This is a genomic window from Achromobacter sp. CF-sbj1-Ac2-l, assembly GCF_052698165.1.
In genome coordinates this window covers 1,624,535-1,643,750 of sequence record NZ_CP199855.1, presented here as the reverse complement: position 1 = coordinate 1,643,750, position 19,216 = coordinate 1,624,535, and the positions used below count along the sequence as shown (strand labels likewise).

The 19,216-nt window shown below is 66.0% G+C and carries 18 protein-coding genes and 3 tRNA genes; 10 read left to right on the top strand and 11 right to left on the bottom strand.

Translation table 11 applies throughout. The features are described from left to right. Positions 1 to 56 precede the first annotated feature (56 nt). The 4 genes from nusA to scpB form a co-directional block, all read right to left on the bottom strand. Positions 57 to 1,535 (bottom strand): transcription termination factor NusA, encoded by a 1,479-nt coding sequence (gene nusA, locus ACUDCK_RS07495; protein WP_006396231.1) that lies wholly within the window; start codon positions 1,533 to 1,535, stop codon positions 57 to 59. Further along, entirely contained in the window at positions 1,532 to 2,035 is a 504-nt protein-coding gene (gene rimP, locus ACUDCK_RS07490) for a ribosome maturation factor RimP (RefSeq protein ID WP_054501415.1), read from the bottom strand. The genes nusA and rimP overlap by 4 nt, the downstream gene beginning before the upstream one ends. A gap of 476 nt (positions 2,036 to 2,511) precedes the next feature. Next, positions 2,512 to 4,284: a 23S rRNA pseudouridine(2605) synthase RluB gene (gene rluB, locus ACUDCK_RS07485; protein ID WP_175167628.1), complete on the bottom strand. Its 1,773-nt coding sequence runs from the start codon at positions 4,282 to 4,284 to the stop codon at positions 2,512 to 2,514. Between the two features lie 35 nt (positions 4,285 to 4,319). Continuing rightward, the gene (gene scpB / locus ACUDCK_RS07480; RefSeq protein ID WP_175167627.1) at positions 4,320 to 5,537 is read right to left on the bottom strand and encodes an SMC-Scp complex subunit ScpB; all 1,218 of its coding nucleotides are present in this window, start codon (positions 5,535 to 5,537) and stop codon (positions 4,320 to 4,322) included. 67 nt (positions 5,538 to 5,604) lie between these two features. Between scpB and ACUDCK_RS07475 the strand changes: the two genes are divergently transcribed. Continuing rightward, positions 5,605 to 5,681: transfer RNA gene (locus tag ACUDCK_RS07475), tRNA-Met, on the top strand. Positions 5,682 to 6,412: 731 nt separating this feature from the next. Here the strand turns inward: ACUDCK_RS07475 and ACUDCK_RS07470 are convergent. From ACUDCK_RS07470 to ACUDCK_RS07455, 4 genes are all read right to left on the bottom strand, one after another. After that, positions 6,413 to 7,312: a LysR family transcriptional regulator gene (locus tag ACUDCK_RS07470; RefSeq protein ID WP_116792300.1), complete on the bottom strand. Its 900-nt coding sequence runs from the start codon at positions 7,310 to 7,312 to the stop codon at positions 6,413 to 6,415. 135 nt (positions 7,313 to 7,447) lie between these two features. Next, entirely contained in the window at positions 7,448 to 8,455 is a 1,008-nt protein-coding gene (locus ACUDCK_RS07465; RefSeq protein WP_175167626.1) for a CobW family GTP-binding protein, read from the bottom strand. A gap of 27 nt (positions 8,456 to 8,482) precedes the next feature. Next, complete coding sequence (zigA, locus tag ACUDCK_RS07460) at positions 8,483 to 9,739, bottom strand: zinc metallochaperone GTPase ZigA (protein WP_244976908.1); 1,257 nt, start codon at positions 9,737 to 9,739, stop codon at positions 8,483 to 8,485. 181 nt (positions 9,740 to 9,920) lie between these two features. Beyond that, a tRNA-Asn gene (locus ACUDCK_RS07455) sits at positions 9,921 to 9,996 on the bottom strand. 211 nt (positions 9,997 to 10,207) lie between these two features. On the opposite strand from ACUDCK_RS07455, the gene ACUDCK_RS07450 reads away from it, so the two are divergent. The 4 genes from ACUDCK_RS07450 (at position 10,208) to ACUDCK_RS07435 (ending at position 13,954) form a co-directional block, all read left to right on the top strand. Beyond that, a tRNA-Thr gene (locus ACUDCK_RS07450) sits at positions 10,208 to 10,283 on the top strand. Positions 10,284 to 10,430: 147 nt separating this feature from the next. Continuing rightward, positions 10,431 to 11,090 (top strand): response regulator, encoded by a 660-nt coding sequence (locus ACUDCK_RS07445; protein ID WP_054501420.1) that lies wholly within the window; start codon positions 10,431 to 10,433, stop codon positions 11,088 to 11,090. Beyond that, on the top strand, positions 11,087 to 12,430 hold the full coding sequence (locus ACUDCK_RS07440; protein WP_175142231.1) for an ATP-binding protein: 1,344 nt from the start codon (positions 11,087 to 11,089) through the stop codon (positions 12,428 to 12,430). The genes ACUDCK_RS07445 and ACUDCK_RS07440 overlap by 4 nt, the downstream gene beginning before the upstream one ends. A 63-nt stretch (positions 12,431 to 12,493) precedes the next feature. Beyond that, positions 12,494 to 13,954: a DegQ family serine endoprotease gene (locus ACUDCK_RS07435; protein ID WP_116792302.1), complete on the top strand. Its 1,461-nt coding sequence runs from the start codon at positions 12,494 to 12,496 to the stop codon at positions 13,952 to 13,954. Between the two features lie 58 nt (positions 13,955 to 14,012). Here ACUDCK_RS07435 and maiA read toward each other — a convergent pair whose 3' ends face one another. Genes maiA through ACUDCK_RS07420 form a run of 3 tightly spaced genes read right to left on the bottom strand, consistent with a single transcriptional unit; the run spans position 14,013 to position 16,159 of the window. After that, positions 14,013 to 14,657 carry a maleylacetoacetate isomerase gene (gene maiA / locus ACUDCK_RS07430; RefSeq protein ID WP_064526911.1) on the bottom strand — a complete coding sequence of 215 codons (645 nt, stop codon included), beginning with the start codon at positions 14,655 to 14,657 and terminating at the stop codon, positions 14,013 to 14,015. A 48-nt stretch (positions 14,658 to 14,705) separates the two neighbouring features. Further along, entirely contained in the window at positions 14,706 to 15,683 is a 978-nt protein-coding gene (gene ispH / locus ACUDCK_RS07425) for a 4-hydroxy-3-methylbut-2-enyl diphosphate reductase (protein ID WP_054501424.1), read from the bottom strand. After that, a complete protein-coding gene (locus ACUDCK_RS07420) occupies positions 15,683 to 16,159 on the bottom strand; it encodes an FKBP-type peptidyl-prolyl cis-trans isomerase (protein WP_175142229.1) in 477 nt (158 codons plus the stop codon). The genes ispH and ACUDCK_RS07420 overlap by 1 nt, the downstream gene beginning before the upstream one ends. Positions 16,160 to 16,210: 51 nt before the next feature. Here ACUDCK_RS07420 and radC point away from each other — a divergent pair, with 51 nt between their 5' ends. The 5 genes from radC to ACUDCK_RS07395 all read left to right on the top strand — a co-directional run bounded on the left by radC (position 16,211) and on the right by ACUDCK_RS07395 (position 19,125). After that, positions 16,211 to 16,888 carry a RadC family protein gene (gene radC, locus ACUDCK_RS07415; protein WP_054501425.1) on the top strand — a complete coding sequence of 226 codons (678 nt, stop codon included), beginning with the start codon at positions 16,211 to 16,213 and terminating at the stop codon, positions 16,886 to 16,888. A 92-nt stretch (positions 16,889 to 16,980) separates the two neighbouring features. Continuing rightward, positions 16,981 to 17,610 carry an arylformamidase gene (gene kynB / locus ACUDCK_RS07410; RefSeq protein WP_175167625.1) on the top strand — a complete coding sequence of 210 codons (630 nt, stop codon included), beginning with the start codon at positions 16,981 to 16,983 and terminating at the stop codon, positions 17,608 to 17,610. A gap of 84 nt (positions 17,611 to 17,694) precedes the next feature. After that, complete coding sequence (locus ACUDCK_RS07405; protein ID WP_258955704.1) at positions 17,695 to 17,817, top strand: hypothetical protein; 123 nt, start codon at positions 17,695 to 17,697, stop codon at positions 17,815 to 17,817. After that, complete coding sequence (gene kynA, locus ACUDCK_RS07400) at positions 17,814 to 18,662, top strand: tryptophan 2,3-dioxygenase (RefSeq protein ID WP_054501427.1); 849 nt, start codon at positions 17,814 to 17,816, stop codon at positions 18,660 to 18,662. The genes ACUDCK_RS07405 and kynA overlap by 4 nt, the downstream gene beginning before the upstream one ends. 196 nt (positions 18,663 to 18,858) lie before the next feature. Next, positions 18,859 to 19,125 carry a type B 50S ribosomal protein L31 gene (locus ACUDCK_RS07395; RefSeq protein WP_006388310.1) on the top strand — a complete coding sequence of 89 codons (267 nt, stop codon included), beginning with the start codon at positions 18,859 to 18,861 and terminating at the stop codon, positions 19,123 to 19,125. Positions 19,126 to 19,216 lie beyond the last annotated feature (91 nt).

Sequence of the window (19,216 nt, the reverse complement as noted above, 5' to 3'; positions counted from 1 at the left end):
AACGTGAACTTGCGGCGGACTTGACGGCCATCCGCCGCAGACCCGTGTCCATTTGGTTATTCTTCATCGAACCAATGGGCGCGGGCACGCATGATGAGGTCGCTGGCTTCCTGTTCGGTCAGGCCGGCGATTTCCGCCAGCTCGTCCGTCGCCAGTTCGGCCAGATCATCACGCGTGTGCACCTGACGCTCGGCCAGCTTGGCGGCCAGTTCGGGCGTCACGCCTTCGAGTTCGAGCAGATCCTGCGCCGTTTCAAGACGCTCTTCCTGGGCGATGGCCTCGGTCAGCAGCGCATTGCGGGCACGGGCGCGCAACTCATTGATGGTGTCTTCGTCGAACGCCTCGATCTCCAGCAGTTCCTGCATGGGGACGTAGGCGATTTCCTCGATACCGGTGAAACCTTCGTCGATCAGGATGTCGGCGACTTCCTCATCGACGTCCAGCTTGTTCATGAACGTGGTGCGCAGGCCCGAACGCTCGACTTCCTGGCGGTTCAGGCTTTCTTCCGGCGTCATGATGTTGATCTGCCAACCCGTCAGCTCGGACGCCAGGCGCACGTTCTGGCCCTTGGCGCCGATCGCCTTGGGCAGGTTTTCCTCGTCGACCACCACGTCCATCGCGTGCTTGTCTTCGTCCACCACGATGGACTCGACGTTGGCCGGCGCCAGGGCGCCGATGACGAACTGCGCGGGATCTTCCGACCACAGCACGATGTCGACCTGCTCGCCGCCCAGCTCGTTGCGCACGGCGGTCACGCGCGAACCGCGCATGCCGACGCAGGTGCCGATCGGGTCGATACGCTTATCGTATGCCACCACGGCGATCTTCGCACGCACGCCGGCGTCGCGCGCCGCGGCCTTGATCTCGAGCAGGCCCTGCTCGATCTCGGGCACTTCGTTCTCGAACAACTGACGGATGAACTCGGGCGAGGTGCGCGACAGGATCACCTGCTGGCCGCGGGCCGCATGGTCGACGCGCAGGACAAAAGCGCGGACGCGGTCGGCGACCCGGAGGTTTTCCTTCGGGATCATTTCGGAGCGCGGCAGGCGCGCTTCGATCTTGCCGGTCTCGATGATGGCGTCGCCCTTGTCCATGCGCTTGATGGTGCCGGACACGATGGTTTCGCCGCGATCCAGGAAGTCGTTCAGGACCTGCTCGCGCTCGGCGTCGCGGATTTTCTGCAGGATCGCCTGCTTGGCGGCCTGGGCGCCGATACGGCCGAACTCAATCGGCTCGAGGGGTTCCTCGATGTATTCGCCAACCTGAATGTTGGGCACGATCTCGACCGCGTCCGACAGCATTTCCTGCTTGTCGGGCTCTTGCAGGCCCGCTTCGTCGGGCACCACCAGCCAGCGGCGGAAACCTTCGTGGTCACCGGTTTCACGATCGATGGCAACACGAATGTCCGCATCATCCTTGAAGCGCTTTTTCATGGCCGAGGCCAGCGCGCTTTCCAGCGCCCCGAACACGACATCACGCGTGACGTTCTTTTCACGCGCCAAGGCATCGACCAACAGAAGAATTTCGCGACTCATCGCTTTTTGCCCTTGAAATCCAGAACGGGATCCAGTTTTGCACGCTCGATATCCTCGACCGTGAAATTCAACACCTGGACTTCGTTCTTTTTTGCCTCAAATTCGAGACCGAACACGGTCTTGTGCATCCCAGCCGCGGCGTCCGAAGCTGCGGGCGCGTCCTCGGGCACGGTCAACGTACCGGAAAAGACCTTGCGTCCGTCCAATGCCTCGCGCAGCTTGATCTCGATGCGTTCGCCTGCGAAACGGCGGAAGTCGGCCTCGTTGCGCAGCGGGCGGTCAACGCCCGGCGAACCGACTTCCAACCGCTTGTAGTCGATGTTCTCGACCTCGTACACCCGCGACAATTGGCGGGACACCTGCTCGCAGTCTTCGATGCGCACACCGCCGACCCGATCGATCGTGACGCGCAAAAGGCCCAGCGCGGCACGTTCGACGTCAACGAGTTCGACGTCCATGCCGGCCAGTGCCTCTTCGGTCAATGCGAATAAATCAGCCATATACTCAAAAAAAATGGGCTGCACGCCCAGCCCACCGTATTGCACAGTGCCCAGCCGCCACCCTACTGCACGTAAGGAGCAATGCTGGGCAGTGCCCTATATTGCGACCTAAATTTCGGCTCGCGCCACCCTTGCAGCGCGCCCGCCAACTTCGCGAGGGCCAGCCAGCCCACGCCTGTTTCACCGAGACCACCTGCGCCGCAAACCACCGCGACCACCTGGACCCGCCATGAAACCGGGCAACGACCCACCTGACGACCCGTCAGCGACCCGTAGCCCTATAGCCTTACAACCCGCGCATCCATGAAAAACGCCGCATGAGCGGCAAAGCAACGGCGCGAACCGACAGACGCGAAGCCATGAAAACCATTGATTTTACCAGATAAACTGGAAAAACGCCTGATTCGTCACGGGCTTACGTTTATGTGGGACGGATCGAGCCAGCGGCGCCGCGCGGACGCCGCTACGGCGCGGGTTTAGCGGCCCCGGCCGCCCCGGCCACCCATCACGCCCAGGCGCGATTCATGGGCCGACGCGCCGCGAGGCTGCCAGTCATCGCCACGGGGCGACGCCGCATTGCGGGCCGCACGCGGCTTGCCGCCCGCGCCCGGGCCCTTGTTGCCGCCGTTCGAGCCACCGCCACCCGCGCGCGGGCCGTCAGCCTTGTTGCCGCCACGGCCGGCACCCGTCGGCTTGCCGCCGCGAGCGGCATTGCCGCCACGCGCGGCCGCTGGCTTGCCGCCAGGCTTGCCTCCCGCGGGCTTGCGACCAGCACCCGAAGGCGCATCCACCCCACCCGCTGCCGCGGCCGGACCATTGGCGGCTGCGGCACGCGCGCCGCGCGGCTTGCCGCTGCCCGCCTTGCCACCCGCACGACCGCCCGGCTTGCCGCCACCACCCGCGCCGCGACCACCCGCGGCCTTGCCACCCTTGCGGTTGCCGGCGGATTCGCCCGCCAGGGGGTGACCGTTGGCGTAACCGCCAGCGATCATCAGACCGGTGCCGAAAGGATCGGAGGGACACGCCGCCACCTGGCCGGCGCTGCCGGCACGGCCGCCCTGGATCTTGCCGCGGCGGCCAATACGGGCGCCGTTCATGCCATTGCGCTCCATCGTGCCGAAGCCGGGGGGCAAGGCGCTGTCATGCGACTGCGGCTGCTTGGAACGGCGGCGGTTGCCGCCGGATTCGTCGTCTTCGCGCAACAAGCCCAACTGCACCATCAGCGCAGTGACCAGCGAGGCGTCGAGTTCTTCCCAACGGCCACGGCGCAGCGTGCGCGGCAACACCACGTCGCCGAAACGGGTGCGGATCAATCGGCTGACCGTCACGCCCACCGCCTCGAACATGCGGCGCACTTCGCGGTTGCGCCCTTCCTGCAGGGTCACGCGGTACCAGCGGTTGCTGCCGTCGCCGCCCAAGTAGTCGAGCGCGCCGAACGCGGCCACGCCATCTTCCAGCTCGATGCCATCGACCAGCGACTGACGCTGCGCCTCGTCCATCTCGCCCAGGACGCGCACCGCGTATTCCCGCTCGGTGCCGTAACGCGGGTGCATGATGCGGTTGGCCATGTCGCCCGAGGTCGTGAAGATCAGCAGGCCTTCGGTATTCAGGTCGAGCCGACCCACCGACAGCCACTTGCCGGTGCGCAGCTTGGGAAGACGCGCGAACACGCTGGCGCGGCCGCCCGGATCATCATGACTGACGATCTCGCCGGCCGGCTTGTGATACAGGATCACGCGCGGCGGCTTCTTGGTGTTGGTGCGCATGATGGGCTTGCCATTGACACGCACCTGGTCGTTCGGGGCCACTCGCTGGCCGATATGGGCCGGCTCGCCGTTGACCGACACGCGGCCGGCGACGATCAGCTCTTCCATCTCGCGGCGCGAACCGATACCGGCATCGGCCAGCACCTTGTGCAGCTTCGGCATCACCGCTTCGCTGTTCAGGTACTTGCCCAGGCGCTGCTCCATGCGGTCAGCGGTGTCCAGGTACGACAGGGCCTGCTCGGCTTCTTGTTCGCCCCCGCGACTGTCCGGGGTGTCGGCGGCAGCCTGGGCGGGCGCGGCGGCATGCCCTTCGGCAGCCGGCGCCTGCTCGGCGGCGGCGTCGCCGCGACGGCGCCGGAACGGGGTGCGCAGCTTGCGACCACGGCCGCGGGCCTCGCCTTCGGCGGCCGGCTCACGGCTGGCGGAGGCTTCCGCGGGCGCATTGGAAACGGCGTCATCCGGACGGGGATTGTCGTCCTGCATTGCTGTATTCGTTGTCACTGGGACAGCTCCGAATTTCAAACTTGGGGAGGCCTGCCGGGGGCAGGCGCATCATCATCTGGGGAAGCCGGTCCGCGCTCAGCCTCGGGCTGAGCGGAATCCGGCTCGGCAGGCTCCGCCACGGCGGAGCCGGTATCAGGCTCAAACGGCCCGGCGCCAGGCGCCAGGGGTTCGGCCTCGTCTATCGGTTCGGTCGGCTTCGCGCTTTCCGCGTGCTCGACAAGTTCATCCGCGGCGCCGGATTCGGCGCGCGCGTCGGAACTGCCAGTCTGTGCGGGATTTTCTGACAACCCGCCATGCGCCTCTTGGGCGACATCCACGCCCGGCGCATCGGCTTCATCGAAGCGCCCGGCATTCTCGATGCCCACGGATGGCGCATCGGACAAGCTTTCGGCTTGCGCCCGGACGGTGGAATCGTCGGCGGGAATCGCGTCTTCTTCTGAGCGCGAAAGGGGGGATTCTACGCCATCATCCGCCGCCATGGGGGCGTCGTCGTCCGAAACAGACAATTCCGCCCCTGGAATACTGGCTTGCACATCGGCCTCGGCAACCGCCTGCCGCCCTTCCGCATGCTCGGCGGCTTCCGTTGCGCCTGCGGTTGCCGCGCCTTCGACGAGATCTGGGGTATTGGCGGCATCGGCGCCTTCGGCGGCGTCGGCGGCATCCGCCAACTGCTGCACTTCGCCCAGGTCCAGGCCCGCCAGCGCGGCGGCGGCATGCGTGGATTCCAGCGCGGGCAATTCGTCCAGCGCGCGCAGGCCGAGATCATCGAGGAACTGACGCGTAGTGCCGAACAGGGCCGGACGACCCGGCGCATCGCGGTGGCCGATGACCTCGATCCAGCCCCGATCCTCCAGCGCCTTCACGATGTTCGACGACACCGTCACGCCGCGGATATCTTCGATATCGCCCCGCGTCACCGGCTGGCGCCAGGCCACGATGGCCAGTGTTTCCATCACCGCGCGGGAATACTTCGGCGGTTTTTCGGGGTTGAGCCGTTCCAGGTAGCGCTGCATGTGCGGGCGGCTCTGGAAACGCCACCCCGTCGCCAGTTGCACCAATTCCAGGCCGCCATCGGCCCAGTTGTTCTGCAGCGTTTCCAGCAACGTGCGCAAGGCGCTGTTGTCGAATTGTTCATCGTCCCCGAACAGCTTGCGCATTTCGGACAGTTGCATCGGCTGCACCGCGCAAAGCAGCGCGGTTTCCAGCACGAGTATCGCCTCGCTATCGTTCATCGAGATTCAAATTCAAAAGGGCTAACTTGCGTTAGGTTGAAAACAAGGCTACTATTCATTTCTCAGACGCGGGGTGGAGCAGTCTGGCAGCTCGTCGGGCTCATAACCCGAAGGTCGTAGGTTCAAATCCTGCCCCCGCAACCAAATTGATCAAGGCCTGGCGAATGCGCCGGGCCTTTTTCATTTGCGGCCGGCATGTTGAAAACAAATACGTTCAAGACATGCAGGGCGTTATCGGCCAAGGCAAGCCCGCGCGAGGCGGCGGCCCGCGCAGCCACCCGAACCACACCATGGGCGGAACGGCTACAGACAGCGCTGATTTGCGTATTTCTCACGAGAATCCTGTATTTACCACCAACCGCCGCGGGCTCGCGCGGCGATACTCACGCCATTCAAGAGGGCTGCGCGCAGCGCCCCGGCCATGGCGGGGACAAATCCATCAGCGACGGACTTGTTCAAGCAAAATCTGGAAGCTGGCAAAAGCGCCAACGCGCCTGCGGAACACGCCATCATTTGGCGCTATAGCCGCGGCAACCGACATTGCGGTAATCGATATTGCGGTATTCGAGATCAAGGACCTGAATCGTCAGGCATCGGCCAATGGCACACTGCGCCTGCGGCCGCCATCCGGAAAATCCGGCGCGCCTCTCCCCTGGTGTTCCTGGCGCCCGGCCGTGCAGGACACTGGCCTGACAAGCCCGAACCCCAATGCGCCGGAACCACGATTCTTAGATATTTTCCAAGACTACATGCTGGCGGACGATGACAAAGGCCCTGATGCACAGCGCCCGGTCCGTCGAGGCAGCAGCCAAATTATACCGCTATATACCCTGCCCTCAACCCAGCGCCGCCAAACGCGGGCTCCCGATAACACGTTAGGACTGATCCCAGGGCGCCGGCCCCAAACGCTCCACCAGGAAATCCAGCATCGAGCGCAGGATCAGGGGCATCTGCCGGCGCGACGCATAGACGCCATAAATGCCGAGTTCCTGCGGCCTGGCCTGCGGCAGGATGGCCTTCAGGCGCCCCTGCGCCACATACTCGGCGGCGTAGTACGTTGGCAACATGGCGACGCCTGCGCCTTCCAGCGCAGCCTGCAGCAGCACCGATACCTCGTTGGCGCTGATATTGCCGCTGACCGGCACATCGACCGGCACACCCTCGCGCTCGAAGCGCCACAGGCTCTTGCCGAAGTAGGAATGGGTCAGGCAATTGCGCAGCGACAGATCCTCGACCCGCCCCGGCTCGCCCTCGCGCTGCAGGTAGTCCGGCGAAGCGCAGACGATGGAACGGCAGACGGCCAGCTTGCGCGCGATCAGGTTGGGATCCAGGTCATTGGTGATGCGCACCGCCAGGTCGACCCGCTCCTCGACCAGATTGACCGTCCGGTCGACCAGCATCAGGTCGACCGAGGTGCCCGGATGCAACTTGACGTAGTCGGTGATGACCCGCGCCAGATGCCGCGAGCCGAACGACATGCTGGTGGTCATGCGCAACAGGCCGCGCGGCGTATCCTCGGGCGTGGATACCGCGCTGCGCAGGTCGCCCACCATGTCGAGCATCTGCCGGCAACGTGGCAGCGTCTCGGCGCCGGCAGGCGTGAGGCTGAGGCGGCGGGTGGTGCGATGCAACAGGCGCACGCCGACCCACTGCTCCATTTCGGCCAGGTAGCGCGACACCATCGCCCGCGACATATCCAGATGAACCGCCGCCGCCGACAAACTGCCTCTGTCGGCGACCTCCACGAATACCTGCATCGCTTTCAATCGGTCCATGATTGTCTCGATTCTTGCATCAGACTTTCTGGTTATACCGTATTTCCATGCATTTTCCGCAATGAAATGACGGCCACCCAGCCCTTTCAAGACAATCGGCAAGCACCACCCACGAGCAGCGCCGCGACCGGCCCCTCATGCGGGAAACTGGCCCAGCGCCGCGCACACTTCGGCCCGCACCGCATCAACGTCCGCGCCCCTGACGATATAGACCAGCCGCGACAGACGCTCGTCGTCCGGCCACTGCGGCAACGGCCGGATCGGATAGAGCTCGCCATGGACGCCATGAACCTCGCAGGGCAAAGCCTCGCCCTCGAAGCAGACCAGCCCCTTCATCCGCAACAACGCCGTGCCGAACCGCTCCTGCACGCGCGACACACCCGCCAGAAAGGCGGCTCGGCCGATCGGCGCGACCAGCGCCAGCGAAAAGCTCGCCACCTGCGCATGACGCCCGACCATCGGCTTGGCGAACGCCCGCAGCCAGCCCGCCAGCTCGGCGCCATCGCGCCGCGCCTGCGTGTCAGGCCCCTCCAGCAACGCGCCGACCAATGGCGCATCGGTGCGCTGCACGCAGCGCCGCGCACCCGGATTGACCGCGGCCACGGCATGCTCCACCGCGCGCGTTTGCGCAACATCCGCCAAATCGGATTTGCTGAGAACGACGGTATCGGCCAAGGCCAACTGCCGCAGCGCCTCCGGCTGAGTCTCCATCTGCAGCGGCCCGTGACGCACATCGACCACCACGATGGCGCCCCGGTAGGCATAGCGCTCGGCCAGGAAGCGGTCGTGCTTGAGCGTGAAGAGCACCGGCGCCGGATCCGCCAGGCCGCTGGTCTCGATCAGCACCCGGCGAAACGGCTTGATACGGCGATTGAGCGCCAGCATAAACAGCTCGCGCAGGGTGTCGGCCACCGCGCCGCTGACCACGCAGCACAGGCAGCCGCCCTCGATCAGCACGATGTTGTCCTGCGCCAGGCGGACCAGATGATGGTCCACGCCGATGTCGCCGTATTCATTGACGATGACCACGGCGTCGGCATAGGCCGGCTCGCGCAGGAGGCGGTTGAGCAGCGTCGTCTTGCCGCTGCCCAGAAACCCCGAAATCACCGTCACGCCGATGCGCTTGTCGCCTTCCGCTGCCATCACCCCACGGACTTTTGCCCGCCCTCGCTATTGCGCCGCGCCCCAGACGGGGAACGGATCCCGAATCGTAGCCAATTCGGTCGCCGGACGGGTCATTTCTTCCTGCGTCATCAGGCACGCCTGCAGCCGCGCCGTCAACGCCTCCTGATCCATGCCAATCCCGATCAACACCAGCTCCTGACAGCGGTCGCCATAGATGGGATCCCAATCGGCCACGATCCGGGCGCGCGACTCGGCGTCTTCCGGCCAGCGATCGCGCGGCAACGCGGTCCACCAGTACCCGGCCGCGCCATGCCGCGAGACGGGGCCGGCCTGCGACCAGGAGGCCGCGAACGCGGGCCGCGTCACCAGCCAGAAATAGCCCTTGGAGCGCACCACCCCGGGCCACTCTTCTTGAAAACAATCCCACAGGCGCTGCGGGTGAAACGGGCGACGCGCGCGGAACACGAAACTGCCGATACCGTATTCCTCGGTTTCGGGCGTGTGCTCGCCGCGCAACACCTTGAGCCAGCCGGGCGCCTGCGCCGCCTCCTCAAAATCGAAGCGCCCCGTGTCCAGCACGCGCGCCAGCGGCACCCGGCCGAACTCGCCGCGCACGACGTCGGCGCGTGGATTGAGCTGGCGCAGGATCGCCTCGAGCCGCTCCAGCTCGTCCGCCGTGATGAGATCGGTTTTGTTCAGCACCATGACATCGCAGAATTCGACCTGTTCGATCAGCAGGTCGACAACAGTGCGCTCGTCTTCCTCGCCCAGCGTTTCGCCACGCGCGGCCAGACGGTCATGGCTGGCGTAGTCGCGCAGGAAATTGAAGGCATCCACCACCGTGACCATGGTGTCCAGCCTGGCCACATCGGACAGGCTCAGGCCGTCCTCATCGCGGAAGGTGAAGGTCTCGGCCACCGGCAGCGGCTCCGAGATGCCAGTGGACTCGATCAACAGGTAATCGAAGCGCCCCTCGGCAGCCAGGCGGCGGATCTCGATCAACAGGTCCTCGCGCAACGTACAGCAGATGCAGCCGTTGCTCATCTCCACCAGCTTTTCGTCCGCCCGTGACAGCGCCGCGCCGCCCTCGCGTACCAGCCGGGCATCGATATTGACATCCGACATGTCATTGACGATGACCGCCACCCGCCGCCCCTCGCGGTTGTTCAGCACATGGTTGAGCAAGGTGGTCTTGCCCGCGCCGAGAAAGCCCGACAACACGGTCACCGGCAAGCGCGCATCCGCCCGCCCATCCGCTCCCGCACAGGGCCCCGGCCCCGCCTCTTCGTTGCCTATCCGCATGACACCCACCAAAAAGAAATGTTATTACATAACAAATCTTACGCGCGCCACGCCTCCGGGAGCAAGTCCGCAACGATCAGGACGGGTAACAAGCACAGCACCCCGCGCGAACGCGCGCGACAAAACCAAAGCAATAAAAACCAAAAGGGCCACTCACTTGCGTGAGTGGCCCTGAATTCTTTGGCTCCCCGAGCTGGGCTCGAACCAGCGACCTGCGGATTAACAGTCCGTCGCTCTACCGACTGAGCTATCGGGGAACTGCTAAGAAACGAGATTATGAAGGAAAAATTCGAAGTGTGCAAATCGGACCTTTTTTCGCGCCACACGCATCGCAAGTTTCCCATCGCAAAGAAACTCTGATATGATTTCGGTCTTTCCAAATCAGGCCCCATAAACAGGGCATGAAATGGCGAAGAAAAAGATGTTTTGCTGAAGCTCTGGCTTGCCGGAAACGAAGCAAATGGTCTTGCCGGCATAGCTCAGTTGGTAGAGCAGCGCATTCGTAATGCGAAGGTCGTAGGTTCGACTCCTATTGCCGGCACCAGAATTCAAAAAGCAGCCCCCGCGGGCTGCTTTTTTCATTTCCGCCTGGCGCGGCGCAACGGCCCTCGGCCCGCAGCCCCGCCCTTGCGGGAACTCCGGCCTCGCCGCGCACGTCCAATCCGCTGGACACCACACGGCGACGACTATCATGCGCATCCTTCTCGTCGAAGACGACACCATGATCGGTGAAAGCGTGCTGGACTGCCTGCGCGCCGAACATTACGCCGTCGACTGGGTCAAGGACGGCCATGCGGCCGAACTGGCCCTGCGCACCGATCCCTATGACCTCGTGCTGCTGGACCTGGGGCTGCCGCGCCGCGACGGCCTGTCGCTGCTGCGCGACCTGCGCGGCCGCAAGGACCGCACCCCCGTCCTGATCGCCACCGCGCGCGACGCTGTCAGCGACCGCATAGCGGGTCTGGACGCCGGCGCCGACGACTACATTGTCAAGCCCTACGATCTCGATGAGCTGCTGGCGCGCATGCGCGCCCTGATCCGCCGCAGCGCCGGGCGCGCCGAGCCGGTGTTCGAGCACGACGGCATCGTCATCGACCCGCAATCGCACGCCGCCACGGTCGACGGCACGCCGGTGCCGCTGACCGCGCGCGAATGGGCGGTGCTGGAGCCGCTGATCGCCCGCCCCGGCATGATCTTCTCGCGCGCCCAGCTCGAGGAAAAGCTTTATAGCTGGAAAGACAGCGTCAGCAGCAACGCGGTCGAGGTTTATATTCATGGCCTGCGCAAGAAACTCGGTCAGGACCTGATCCAGAACGTGAGAGGCGTCGGCTATGTCATTCCCAAAACATGAGCATTCCGCTTAGCTATTCGCTGCGGGCCCGGTTGCTGTTCTTCCTGCTGGCCGCGATCGCGGTCGGCGCCCTGGTGCAGGGCGTCATCGCCTATCGCAGCACCCTGCAGCAGGCCGACGACATCTTCGATTCGCTGTTGCAGCGCACCGCGCTGTCGCTCGGCACCGGCGACGGGCTGCTGCGGATGGGACCGGCACACGCCAAGGGGTCGGCCACGCCGATGGCCGACGACCTCATCATCCAGATCTGGACGCCCGATGGCGTGCGCGTGTTCAATTCGCGCTCGCGCCGCCCCCTGCCCGACCAGATCGTCCTGGGTTTCGCAGACGCCGAAGTCGAAGGCAGCACTTATCGCGTCTACTCGCTGGCCACGCCGTTCCAGGTGATCCAGGTGGCGCAGGACATGCAGGTGCGCAAGCGCATGGCGGGCGCGCTGGCCTGGCGCACGGTCGCGCCGATCGCGGCGGCGGCGCCGCTGCTGATGCTGATCGTCTGGTGCGTGGTGAGCTGGTCGCTACGGCCCGTCAAGCGCGCCCGGGCGCAGGTGGCCGCCCGCCGGCCCGAGGACCTTTCGCCCATCAATGTGCCCGACCTGCCCGATGAAATCCGGCCACTGATGCAGGAACTGAACCTGCTGCTGGAACGGATGCGCGGCGCCTTCGCGCAGCAGAAGCAATTCGTCGGCGATGCCGCGCACGAGCTGCGCTCGCCGCTGGCGGCGCTGAACCTGCAACTGCAATCGCTGCGCCGCGCGAGCGACGATGCCAGCCGCCGCGTCGCCGAGCAACGGCTGGCGGCGGGCATCGAGCGCGCCACGCGGCTGGTGGAGCAATTGCTGTCGATGGCGCGCCACGAGAACCACGCCGAACAGCCGCCCGCCGAGACGGTGGACCTGGCCGACGTGGTGCGACTGGCCCTGTCCGAGACGCTGCCCGCGGCCAACGCCAAGGACATCGGCATCGAGCTGCACGGCGCGCCGCAGGCCATGGTGCGCGGACGCCGCGACGACCTGGTGCTGCTGGCGCGCAACCTGCTCGACAACGCCATCAAATACACCCCCGCCGGCGGCCATATCGCGATCCGGCTCGACACGCCGGCGGACGGCGCCCGGCTGCTGATCGACGACAATGGCCCGGGCATCCCGCCGGCCGAGCGCGCCCGCGTGTTCGACCGTTTCTACCGGCTGGACGGCAACACCCAGCCCGGCAGCGGCCTGGGCCTGGCGATCGCCCGCGCGATCGCCGAACGCCATGACGCAATCATCACGCTCGAGGACGTTCCCGGCGGTCCGGGCCTGCGGGCCCGGGTGGTGTTTCCGCCGCCGCAGTCGGCGACTTAAGATTCACCTAAGTGTCAGGCCCGAAGATAGCGCCATGTCCCCAAACATGACGCAGGAGCCGACATGAAGACCTCGAAGATGAACCCCTCGCGCCTGGTGCTGGCGCTGCTGGCTGCCGGCGCCATTGGCGGCGCCGGCGCTACCGCCGCGTTCGGCGGCATTTCGATGGCGGCCAGCGCGCCGTCCGCCGTGGCCGCCACCGCGGCACCGGGAGCCTCCACCCCGGGCGCCCCCATGGGCGCTCCCAACTTTGCGCAGATCACGCGTGACTATGGCCCCGCCGTCGTCAACATCAGCATCAGCGGCACCCGCAAAGTGTCCGATGACGACGACGACCCGTTCGCCCAGTTCTTCGGCCAGATCCCCGGCGCGCGCGGCGGCATGCCGTCGCGCGAGGTGCCGATCCGCGGCGAAGGCTCGGGCTTCATCGTCAGCAGCGACGGCGTCATCCTGACCAACGCCCACGTCGTGCAGGGCGCCAAGGAAGTGACCGTCAAGCTCACCGACCGCCGCGAATTCCGCGCCAAGGTGCTGGGCGCCGATCCGCAGACCGACGTGGCCGTCATCAAGATCGACGCCAAGAACCTGCCGGTGGTGAAGGTCGGCGACGTCAACCAGTTGCAGGTGGGCGAATGGGTGCTGGCCATCGGCTCGCCCTACGGCCTGGAGAACACCGCCACCGCGGGCATCGTCAGCGCCAAGGGACGTTCGCTGCCGGACGACACATCGGTGCCATTTATCCAGACCGACGTGGCCGTGAACCCCGGCAACTCCGGCGGCCCGCTGTTCAATGACCGCGGCGAAGTGGTCGGCATCAATTCGCAGATCTACAGCCGCACCGGCGGTTTCCAGGGCCTGTCGTTCTCGATCCCGATCGACGTGGCGTACAAGATCAAGGACCAGATCCTGGAACACGGCAAGGTGCAGCATGCGCGCCTGGGCGTGACGGTGCAGGAGGTGAACCAGGACCTGGCCAACTCGTTCAAGCTCGATACGCCGTCCGGCGCGCTGGTCTCCAGCGTCGAGAAAGGCAGCGCGGCCGAGAAGGCCGGCCTGCAGCCGGGCGACGTGGTGCGCAAGATCAACGGCCGCAACATCGTGTCGTCCGGCGACCTGGCGTCGCTGATCACGCTGGCCACGCCGGGCGAGAAGATCACGCTGGACCTGTGGCGCAACGGCGCCCCCAAGGAAGTCGTGGCGACGCTGGGCGGCGTGCCGAAGGACCGGACCCAGACCGCCGGCGACAGCCGCGACGTGCAGAAGGGGCAGCTCGGCCTGGCGTTGCGCCCGCTCTCGCCGCAGGAGCAGGAAGCGGCGGGCGCTCAGGGTCTGTTGATCGAGCAGTCGGCGGGACCGGCCGCCAAGGCCGGCATCCAGCCGGGTGACGTGCTGCTGTCGCTCAATGGCGTGCCGGTGCACAACATCGGCCAGGTCAAGGACGCGCTGTCCAAGGCTGGCAAGACGGTGGCGCTGCTGGTGCAGCGCGGCGAAGACAAGATCTTCGTGCCGGTGCAGTTGGGCTGAGCCTGATCGACAGGCATGCGGCGGGCCGGCCGGGAAGACATCCCGGCCGGCCCGCGGCTCATTCAGCGTCGGGCTGCCTGCCCGGCGCGGCGGCCTCGAAGGCCGGCAAGGCACGGCAGGCGGCGTCGATGCGCACGACCGTGGGCATCGCGCTCAGGTCGCATTCGAAACGGCGGGCGTTGGCCACCTGTGGCACCAGGCACAGGTCGGCGATGGTCGGGGTGTCGCCATGGCAGAACGCGCCGGTGGCGGCCGAGCCGGCCAATTGCGCTTCCAGGGCTTCCAGCCCCTGGCGCACCCAGTGTTGATACCAGGCCGTCTTGGCGGCCTCGTCCACGCCCAGCGTGTGCTTGAGGTACTTCAACACCCGCAGGTTGTTCAGCGGATGGGTATCGCAGGCGATGCCCAGCGCAAGGTCGCGCACGCGCGCGCGGCCGATCGCGTCCGCCGGCAGCAACGGGGGCTGCGGATGCGTTTCCTCGAGGTACTCGATGATCGCGAGCGACTGACCGATGACGGCGTCGCCATCGACCAGCGTGGGCACGAGGGCGGTGGGATTGACCTGGCGGTAGTCGGCCGACAACTGCTGGCCGCCGTCCTTGAGCAGGTGCACAGCCAGGTATTCGTACGGCAGACCCTTCAGGCTCAGCGCGATGCGCACACGATAGGCGGCCGAGCTGCGGAAATAGCTGTACAACTGCATGAAGTCTCCTCGATTCTTGTTCCGGACGACGCGCCAGGGGCGTCGCGCCTATTCCAGCGATTCGGTCTGCGCGGCCTTGCGCGACAGGCCCTTGGGCAACGGGAAGGCCACGTTCTCTTCCAGGCCCGGCATGGTGCGCACCGACACGGCGCCCAGTTCCTTGACCCGCGCAATCACCTGCTGCACCAGGATCTCGGGCGCCGACGCGCCGGCGGTCACGCCGATGCGCTTGCGGCCCTCGAGCCAGGCCGGGTCGATGGAATGCGCGCCGTCGATCAGATAGGACGCCACGCCCTTGCGGTCCGCCACTTCGCGCAGGCGGTTGGAGTTGGAGCTGTTGGGGCTGCCCACCACCAGCACCAGGTCGCATTCGGGCGCCAGCACCTTGACCGCGTCCTGGCGATTCTGGGTGGCATAGCAGATGTCGCTTTTCTTGGGCTCGACGATGCTGGGAAAGCGCGCCTTGAGCGCCTTGGACACGGCCGCGGCGTCGTCCACCGACAGCGTGGTCTGCGTGACGTACGCCAGGTTCTCGGGATCGGTGACCTGCAGGCCGGCCACGTCCTCGACGGTCTCGACCAGGTACATGCCGCCCTGGGCCTGGCCCAGCGTGCCTTCGACCTCCGGATGGCCCTTGTGGCCGATCATGATGATCTCGCGGCCGGCCGCGCGCATGCGTGCCACTTCGATGTGCACCTTGGTCACCAGCGGGCAGGTGGCATCGAACACCTGCTGCCCGCGCGCCTCGGCTTCGGCCCGCACCGCCTTGGACACGCCGTGGGCCGAGAAAACCACGATGGCGCCCGTGGGGGCATCGTCGAGTTCGTCGATGAAGATGGCGCCCTTGGCGCGCAGGTCTTCGACCACGTAGCGGTTGTGGACGATCTCGTGGCGCACGTAGATCGGCGCGCCGTGCAGTTCGAGCGCGCGCTCGACGATGTCGATGGCGCGATCGACGCCGGCACAGAAGCCGCGCGGCTGCGCCAGCAGGACTTCGGCGCCGGCGGCGGTGACAGCCTGGCTCATCAGAGGACTCCCAGCAGCGCCACGTCGACCCGCAAGCTGATGCCCGCGAGCGGGTGGTTGAAATCGAACAACGCCGATTCCTCGTTGATTTCCTTCAGGACGCCCGAATAGCGGCCGCCGTTGGGCGCCGCGAACTCGACCAGGTCGCCGGGCTCGAACGTGGCGTCGGCGCCCGCGTGCTCGGCGAGCATCTTGCGCGTGACGCGCTGGATCAGCTCGGGGTTGCGATCGCCATAGGCGTCGGCGGGCTCCAGCGTGACGCTGAAGCGGTCGCCCTCGGCCTTGCCCAGCAAGGCGGTTTCCAGGCCCGGCGCCCACTGGCCGCTGCCCATCTGCAGCGTGGCAGGACGACCGTCGAAGGTATCGGTGAAGACCGAATCCTTGCCCGGCCCCGAAGCCAGGGTGATGCGGTAGTGCAGCGTCAGGTAGGAGTCCGGACGGACCAAAACATTCATTTCGTTAGAGGCGATGCTCAAGATCTGCCACCGTATTCAGACAGTAAGTGAATCCTGATTTTAGAGCCTCTTATGAAATTGTCTGTCCGGGTGTCGAAACACGACCGTCCCCGCGAGCGCCTGCTGCGCCTGGGCGCCTCGGCGTTACAAAATACCGAACTGCTCGCCATCGCCCTGCGCACCGGGGTGCCCGGGCTGAACGTGCTGGATCTATCCAGCCAGTTGCTGGACCGCTTCCGCGGCCTGCGCGGGCTGCTGGGAGCCACCCCGGAAGAGCTGCTGACCGTGCCCGGCCTGGGCACGGCCAAGGCCTGCGCCCTGGCGGCGATCCTGGAACTGGCCAAGCGCGCCATCGAGGAGGAACTGACGCTCGCCAGCACCCTCGACCATCCGTCGCGAGTGAAACAATATTGCAAAGTTACGCTGGCCCACCGCCGGGTCGAACACTGCATCGCGCTCTACCTGGACAGCCAGTTGCGGCTGATCGCCAGCGGCGAACTGGCCCGCGGCACGCTGTCCCAAGCCTCGGTGTACCCGCGCGAGGTGGTGCGCGAGGCCCTTCGCCATCACGCGGCGGCGCTCATCATCGCCCACAACCACCCATCCGGCCTGGCCCAGCCCAGCGCGGCGGACCTGGCGTTCACGCGCCACCTCAAGCAGGCGCTGGCGCTGGTCGACATCGCCCTGGTCGACCACCTGATCGTCGCTGGCGACGACGTCTCCTCGATGGCGGAACACGGTCGCCTCTGACGGGCTGCGCGTGCGGCGGGAATTCGTTAGACTACGGCCCGATATTGTTTTAGGCTTAACCTAATTTCCGCTTCCGCGACCGCGCGCCTTCCATGAAACGCCTGTGGGATATCTCCCCTCCCGTCTCCACGGCCTCGCCCGTGTTTCCTGGCGATACCCCGTATCGCCAGCAATGGAAGTGGTCGCTCGAGCCCGGCTGTCCCGTCAACGTCAGCGAAATCACGATGTCGCCGCACGTCGGCGCGCACGCCGATGCGCCGCTGCACTACCAGAACAGCGGCGCCGCCATCGGCGCGGTCTCGCTCGAACCCTTTCTTGGCCCCTGTCGCGTCATCCACGCCATCGACTGCGGGCCGCTGATCACCCCGGAGCACCTGCTCCACGCCGCCGACAACCTGCCCCCGCGCATCCTGGTGCGCACCGCCAAGCACGCCGCGCAGGAATGGTGGACGGACGACTTCTCGGCTTACGCGCCCCAGACCATCGAATGGCTGGCCGAACGCGGCGTCATGCTGATCGGGCTGGACACCCCCAGCATCGACCCCGCATCCAGCAAGACCCTGGACAGCCATCACGCCATCCTGCGGCATGACATGCGAGTACTGGAGAATCTGGTGCTCGACGATGTGCCGCAGGGCGATTACGAACTGATCGCACTGCCGCTGGCTTTGATCCAGGCTGATGCCAGCCCGGTGCGCGCCGTCCTGCGCGAATTGGGCTGAAACACCGGCCACGGGCCGGCCGTGCGCAACGCGGCGCGACCTGCACGCCGCCCGCCCGGCCGTCCCCATTCGAGAAGCAAGATCATGACCACACCGCTCCACCCGCGCATGGCGCTCGCCTGCGCCCGCCTGCCGTTCACCGGCTGGCGCAGCCTGCCCGCGTCCGCCCGCCGCGCCGCCCCGCCCTGCCAGGGAGGCCTCGCATGAGCCAAGCCCAACGCCCCGAAGACATCGTCCACGAGGAAAAAGCGCAACTGGATTTCACGCGCGACATGACCTACGGCGATTACCTGCACCTGGACGAACTGCTGGGCGCGCAGCACCCGCTGTCGCCCGAGCACAACGAAATGCTGTTCATCATCCAGCACCAGACCAGCGAACTCTGGATGAAGCTGATGCTGCACGAGCTGCGCGGCGCCATCGCCAATCTGGCGGCGGACCGTCCGCAACCGGCATTCAAGATGCTGGCGCGGGTCAGCAAGATCATGGAACAGCTCGTCCACGCCTGGGACGTGCTGGCGACCATGACGCCGCCCGAGTACTCCGCCCTGCGCCCCTATCTGGCGCGCTCCAGCGGCTTCCAGAGCTACCAGTACCGCCAGATCGAATTCCTGCTGGGCAACAAGAACGCCGCCATGCTCAAGCCGCATGCGCACCGCGCCGACCTGCTGGCGCAGGTGCAGCGTGCCTATGAAGCGCCGTCGCTATATGACGAATCGCTGCGCCTGCTGGCGCGGCACGGCGTGGCGGTCCCCGCCGACCGCCTGGAGCGCGACTGGACCCAGCCCTACCAGGCCTCGGAAGGCGTCGAGCAGGCTTGGCTGACGGTCTACCGCGACACCGAGCGCTACTGGGACCTGTACCAACTGGGCGAAAAGCTGACCGACCTGGAAGACGCCTTCCGCCTGTGGCGTTTCCGCCACGTCACCACGGTCGAGCGCGTCATCGGCTTCAAGCGCGGCACCGGCGGCACTTCTGGCGTGGATTACCTGCGGCGCATGCTGGAAGTGGTGCTGTTCCCGGAAATCTGGAAACTGCGCACCGATCTGTGATCGGCGATACCATCCGTCCCCAGATGAAAAGCCGGGCGCTCCCTGACAGAGCGCCCGGATTGCGTGCCGCTGCCGGCGATTCCCATGCTAGAATGCACAGTTACTTTTCGGATACGTGGCAAGAACGCCTGAAAGCGGTTCGTGCTGGCGACCCTAACTTTTGACATGACTCCCTTGGGAGTCCTAGGAAAGCACCATGAAAGAAGGCATTCACCCCGAATACCGCGAAGTCGTCTTCGCCGACCTGCAAACGGGCAGCAAGTTCATCACCCGCTCGACCGTCCAGACGCGTGAAACCATCGAACTCGATGGCAAGACGTACCCGCTCTTCAAGTGCGACGTGACCTCCGAATCGCACCCGTTCTACACGGGCGCCCAGACGCGTATCGTCGAAACCGGCCGCGTGGAAAAGTTCCGCGCCCGTTTCGCCCGCACCGCCGGCACGGTCAAGTCCGCTTCCTGATCCTGTCGCTCCTACGGGAGTCACAGCAAAAAGGCAGCCTCCGGGCTGCTTTTTTTTCCCCTGACCCTGCCCGTCGGCAACCCGGGGGCTG

Excerpts from the sequence above, each read along its gene's own strand:
- zigA (WP_244976908.1), bottom strand. The coding sequence starts at position 9,739 with ATGCGGATAGGCAACGAAGAGGCGGGGCCGGGGCCCTGTGCGGGAGCG.
- ACUDCK_RS07395 (WP_006388310.1), top strand. The coding sequence starts at position 18,859 with ATGAAAGAAGGCATTCACCCCGAATACCGCGAAGTCGTCTTCGCCGAC.
- ACUDCK_RS07435 (WP_116792302.1), top strand. The coding sequence starts at position 12,494 with ATGAAGACCTCGAAGATGAACCCCTCGCGCCTGGTGCTGGCGCTGCTG.
- kynA (WP_054501427.1), top strand. The coding sequence starts at position 17,814 with ATGAGCCAAGCCCAACGCCCCGAAGACATCGTCCACGAGGAAAAAGCG.
- maiA (WP_064526911.1), bottom strand. The coding sequence starts at position 14,657 with ATGCAGTTGTACAGCTATTTCCGCAGCTCGGCCGCCTATCGTGTGCGC.
- rluB (WP_175167628.1), bottom strand. The coding sequence starts at position 4,284 with ATGCAGGACGACAATCCCCGTCCGGATGACGCCGTTTCCAATGCGCCC.
- kynB (WP_175167625.1), top strand. The coding sequence starts at position 16,981 with ATGAAACGCCTGTGGGATATCTCCCCTCCCGTCTCCACGGCCTCGCCC.
- ACUDCK_RS07440 (WP_175142231.1), top strand. The coding sequence starts at position 11,087 with ATGAGCATTCCGCTTAGCTATTCGCTGCGGGCCCGGTTGCTGTTCTTC.
- ACUDCK_RS07470 (WP_116792300.1), bottom strand. The coding sequence starts at position 7,312 with ATGGACCGATTGAAAGCGATGCAGGTATTCGTGGAGGTCGCCGACAGA.
- rimP (WP_054501415.1), bottom strand. The coding sequence starts at position 2,035 with ATGGCTGATTTATTCGCATTGACCGAAGAGGCACTGGCCGGCATGGAC.
- ispH (WP_054501424.1), bottom strand. The coding sequence starts at position 15,683 with ATGAGCCAGGCTGTCACCGCCGCCGGCGCCGAAGTCCTGCTGGCGCAG.
- ACUDCK_RS07465 (WP_175167626.1), bottom strand. The coding sequence starts at position 8,455 with ATGGCAGCGGAAGGCGACAAGCGCATCGGCGTGACGGTGATTTCGGGG.
- ACUDCK_RS07445 (WP_054501420.1), top strand. The coding sequence starts at position 10,431 with ATGCGCATCCTTCTCGTCGAAGACGACACCATGATCGGTGAAAGCGTG.
- radC (WP_054501425.1), top strand. The coding sequence starts at position 16,211 with ATGAAATTGTCTGTCCGGGTGTCGAAACACGACCGTCCCCGCGAGCGC.
- nusA (WP_006396231.1), bottom strand. The coding sequence starts at position 1,535 with ATGAGTCGCGAAATTCTTCTGTTGGTCGATGCCTTGGCGCGTGAAAAG.
- scpB (WP_175167627.1), bottom strand. The coding sequence starts at position 5,537 with ATGAACGATAGCGAGGCGATACTCGTGCTGGAAACCGCGCTGCTTTGC.
- ACUDCK_RS07405 (WP_258955704.1), top strand. The coding sequence starts at position 17,695 with ATGACCACACCGCTCCACCCGCGCATGGCGCTCGCCTGCGCCCGCCTG.